This is a genomic window from Sagittula sp. S175, assembly GCF_049800975.1.
In the GTDB taxonomy this organism is placed as follows: Bacteria; Pseudomonadota; Alphaproteobacteria; order Rhodobacterales; family Rhodobacteraceae; genus Sagittula.
This window is the reverse complement of the sequence record NZ_JBNAGB010000042.1, coordinates 1-4177: the sequence shown is the minus strand read 5'-3', so window position 1 is coordinate 4177 and position 4177 is coordinate 1. Positions and strand designations below refer to the sequence as shown.

4 protein-coding genes are annotated in these 4177 nt (G+C 67.4%); 3 read left to right on the top strand and 1 reads right to left on the bottom strand.

Translation table 11 applies throughout. The annotated features are described in order from the left end of the window. The first annotated feature begins 99 nt into the window (after positions 1-99). The 3 genes from ACP16H_RS25540 to ACP16H_RS25530 are packed head-to-tail and all read left to right on the top strand — an operon-like array spanning position 100 to position 2920. A complete protein-coding gene (locus ACP16H_RS25540; RefSeq protein ID WP_425074978.1) occupies positions 100-954 on the top strand; it encodes an AAA family ATPase in 855 nt (284 codons plus the stop codon). Between the two features lie 44 nt (positions 955-998). Then, entirely contained in the window at positions 999-2120 is a 1122-nt protein-coding gene (locus ACP16H_RS25535) for a vWA domain-containing protein (RefSeq protein WP_425074977.1), read from the top strand. 11 nt (positions 2121-2131) lie between these two features. Beyond that, a complete protein-coding gene (locus tag ACP16H_RS25530; protein ID WP_425074976.1) occupies positions 2132-2920 on the top strand; it encodes an XdhC family protein in 789 nt (262 codons plus the stop codon). Between the two features lie 91 nt (positions 2921-3011). Here ACP16H_RS25530 and hypE read toward each other — a convergent pair whose 3' ends face one another. Then, positions 3012-4034, bottom strand: coding sequence for a hydrogenase expression/formation protein HypE (hypE, locus tag ACP16H_RS25525; protein ID WP_425074975.1), 1023 nt, complete (start codon positions 4032-4034; stop codon positions 3012-3014). Positions 4035-4177: the final 143 nt, after the last annotated feature.

Sequence of the window (4177 nt, the reverse complement as noted above, 5' to 3'; positions counted from 1 at the left end):
GGGTCCTCCCGTGTGGGCTCCCCGGGCGGCCGGGGGGTGCCGGGGGGGGGGCTCGCCCCCCCGCACCCCCCGAGTATTTTCACCAAGAAGAAGATGATAATGGACCAGGCGGAGCTGAAGCGCGCGCTTGCGGGCGTTGGATACATGGCGGACGAGACGCTGGCCATGGCGCTGCACCTGGCGTTGGCGCTGGGACGGCCCTTGTTGCTGGAGGGGCCAGCGGGCGTCGGCAAGACCGAGGTCGCGCGGGCACTGGCAGCTGTCTTGGAGACACGGCTGATCCGCTTGCAGTGTTACGAGGGGCTGGATGCCTCTCATGCGATTTACGAATGGAACTACCAGCGGCAGTTGCTGGCGATTCGCGCCGAGGAGGCCCGCGAGGACACGCTGTTTTCAGAGAAATACCTGCTGAAACGGCCTTTGTTGGAGGCGATCATGCAGGAGGTGGCGCCGGTGCTGCTGATCGACGAGATCGACAGGGCGGACATGGAGTTCGAGGCCTACCTGCTGGAAGTCTTGTCTGAGTTCCAGGTGACCATCCCGGAACTGGGGACGATCAAGGCCACGGAGCGACCGGTGGTGATCCTGACAGCCAATGGCACGCGCGACCTGTCGGATGCGCTGCGGCGACGGTGCCTTTACGCCTACGTGGATTTCCCGGACCGCGCGGTGGAATTGTCTATCCTGCAGGCCCGTGCGCCGGGACTGGAGGCGCGGCTGGCCGAGCAGATCATTGCCGTGGTGCAGGCTTTGCGGCGCGAGGAACTGGAGAAGCTGCCGGGCATCGCCGAAATGCTGGATTGGGCCGCCGCGCTGGCGGGACTCGGGGTCAATGACTTGTCCGATGACCCCAAAGCTTTGCAGGCGACGTTGGTTTGCTTGCTGAAGACAGCCGCCGACCGCGACGCCTGCCCGCCCGAGGTGCTGGCGAAGATCGTCGGCAAGGTGGCGTGATGCGGGCGACGCGGTTTCCATCACGCGACACTCCGGCGGGTCGAATGGCCGGCTTCATTGCACATCTGCGGCTGAACGGGCTGACGGTCGGCCCGTCGGAGACCGACGCAGCTCTGCAGGCTTTGACCTTTGTGAAGGCGGAGGACGCGGATACCGCACGCCGCGCGCTGAAGGTGCTTCTCGCGGGCGATGCCGACCAGTGGCGCGGCTTTGACGGCCTCTTCGACGCCTATTGGTTCAATGCCGGACGCACCCGGCAAGGCACCGCCTCTGCCCATGTTCGCACCCAATCCAGCCGTCCCACGCTCTGGACTCCGCAAGCGGCAGGTGATGGGGACGCCACGGGCGGCGAGCAGGCCCCTGGGTCGGGCGACGGCGCGGCCGAGGGCATTGATGGCCGCCTGATCGCCACGCGCACCGAAAATCTGTCGAGACGCGATTTGCGGGAATTGATGGACGAGGGATCGCTGCGCGCCGCCGAAAAGGCCGCGCAAAGGCTGGCTCGGGCGATGCGCGACCGCCGCTCGCGCCGTCGCAAGCAGGCGGCACGCGGGCAAGCGCTCGACCTCCGCCGCACCCTGCGCGCCTCGCTGCAAAAGGGGGAGCCCTTCGATCTTTACAAACGCTCCCGTCCGCCGCGCCCCCTGCGTATCGTGGCGCTCTGTGACGTGTCCGGCAGCATGACCGTCTACGCCCGCGTCTTCCTGGCCTTTCTCAAGGGACTGCTGGATGCCGACACCAGCGCCGAAGCCTTTCTTTTCCACACCCGCCTTATGCGGGTCACAAGCGCGCTCAAGGACCACGACAGCCTGCGTGCCGCCACGCGCCTCAGCCTCATGGCCGAAGGCTTTGGCGGCGGCACCGATATTGGTGCCGCCCTCACAACCCTCAACGAGCAGTACCGCCACGCCCTGAACGGGCGCACCATCGTGCTGATCCTGTCGGACGGTTACTGCACCGGCACACCGGATCAACTGGCCAGCGCCCTGCATCGCCTGCGCCGCAAGACCCGCCGCATCGTCTGGCTGAACCCGCTGCTGGGGTGGCGCGACTATGCCCCTGTCAGCGCCGCCATGACTGCGGCCCTGCCCTATCTCGACGCCCATCTACCGGCCAACACGCTGGACGCGCTGGCACGTCTCGAACCCGAATTCGCCCGTCTCTGAAAGGCCCCGACATGAGCAAGTTCGACATCTTCGACACCATCGCCACGTTGCGCAGCCGGGGCCGTCCCTTCTGTGTCGCCACAGTGGTGCGTACCGCCGACGTCACCTCGGCCAAGGCCGGGGCCAAGGCTGCCATCACCGAGACAGGGGAAATCCTCGGCCATCTGGGGGGCGGTTGCGTGACTCGCGCCGTGCGCGAGGCCGCCACCACCGCCCTGACCAGCAACGAGACCGCCATGATCCGGGTCAAACCATCGGCCAATGTGCTGGCCCTCACCGATGCGGACGGCGCGCAGGTTTTCCGCTCCGGATGCCCCTCGGGAGGCACCGTCGATATCCTCATCGAACCCTACGAACTGCCCGCAATGCTGGCGCTTTTCGGGACCACCCCGATCGCCCGCGCCATAGCGCTGCACGCGAATCTGGCGGGTTTCCGCGTCGCCTGCGATCCGGAATTGGACCTCATGGGCATGCAGTCGCTGGAAGACCTCGCAGACCTGCGACCTCAGGACTTCGTCGTCATCGCCACCCAAGGCGCTGGTGACCTCGCGGCGCTGAAGACCGCGCTGGCCAGCCCCGCACGTCGGGTCTCCATGATCGCTTCGGCGAAAAAGGCGCATGCGCTCACGGCGAAACTCGACTTGCCGCAACAAGTCATCGCCAGACTGAAATCCCCCGCAGGCCTCGACCTCGGAGGCATTGATCCGCACGAGATCGCCGTGTCGGTCCTCGCCGAAATCATCCAATGGCGCGCCCGCGACGCCCGCCCGCAGGAGGACGTCCATGAAACGACTGCATGACTGGCTGCGCGGCCCCGCGCGCCCGCCTCTCAGCGCCGAGGAAAAAGCCCGCCTTGCCTTGGACGCTTTCCCGAAGTGTTGTTGAAACGCCTCAGCAGATACGTGGCAACTGCTCGCCCACCAGCATGTCGACGATGCGCGCCCCTCCAAAAAGCGTCCGCATAGTCACCCGCCCCGGCGTGCCCTCCAGCGCGCGCCCAATGACGACCGCGCCCGCGCCTTCGGGCACCGACTTCATCGCCGCCAGCGCCGCTTCGGCCTCGTCAGCAGGCACAAAAACCACAAGCCGCCCCTCGTTCGCCAGATACAATGGATCCAGACCGAGGATCTCGCAGACGCCCTTGACCTCGGTGCGGATCGGCAGGGCGGTCTCCTCGATCTCGATGGCGCAGCCCGCCGCCTCGGCGATCTCGTTCAGGGCAGAAGCCAACCCGCCGCGTGTCGCATCCCGCGCCACCCGCGCGTTGGGGGCCGCCGCAAGAACCGCCTCCATCAGGTGACCGAGTCCCGCGCAATCCGACGGGATTTCTGCCGAGAGCGCCATGTCGCCGCGCGCCGCCATGATGGCAGCGCCGTGGTCACCCAAGACCCCGTTCACGATGGCCACGTCGCCGGGCCGCACCTTGCCCGCCGCCATGTCACGCCCCGGCGGGATCACCCCCACACCGGAGGTGGTGACGAACACCTTGTCCGCCGACCCACGCCCGACGACCTTGGTGTCGCCGGTGACGATGCGCACGCCCGCCTTCTCGGCCTCGGCCTGCATCGAGGCCACGATGCGGCGCAGCAGCGCGATCTCGGTCCCCTCTTCGATGATGAACGACGCCGACAGCCACAGGGGGCGCGCGCCGCCCACCGCCAGATCGTTCACCGTGCCGCAGACGGCGATCTTGCCGATGTCGCCGCCCGGAAACTCCAGCGGATGCACCACGAAGCCATCGGTGGTAAACGCCAGCCGCGCGCCGGGTTCGCACAGCGCGTCAGAGGTCAGCCGCGCCTGATCCTCCATCCCCGGCGGCGCGAACACACAGGTAAAGACCTCCTCGATCAGATCCCGCATCGCCTTGCCGCCGCCGCCATGGGCCAGCGTCACCCGCTCGTCTCTCAGTGCCATCCGCCTGCCTTTCAGTCCCGCGCCACCAGACGCAAAAGTCCAACGCTGGGGCACCAATGCGCCCCTGCTTCTTTGGTTTTCCAAATACCTTGGGGGTCCGGGGGGCAAAGCCCCCCGGCCGGGGGCCCCCGCGGCAGCCGGCG

Coding starts and splice junctions, on each gene's coding strand:
- ACP16H_RS25540 (WP_425074978.1), top strand. CDS start 100: ATGGACCAGGCGGAGCTGAAGCGCGCGCTTGCGGGCGTTGGATACATG.
- hypE (WP_425074975.1), bottom strand. CDS start 4,034: ATGGCACTGAGAGACGAGCGGGTGACGCTGGCCCATGGCGGCGGCGGC.
- ACP16H_RS25535 (WP_425074977.1), top strand. CDS start 999: ATGGCCGGCTTCATTGCACATCTGCGGCTGAACGGGCTGACGGTCGGC.
- ACP16H_RS25530 (WP_425074976.1), top strand. CDS start 2,132: ATGAGCAAGTTCGACATCTTCGACACCATCGCCACGTTGCGCAGCCGG.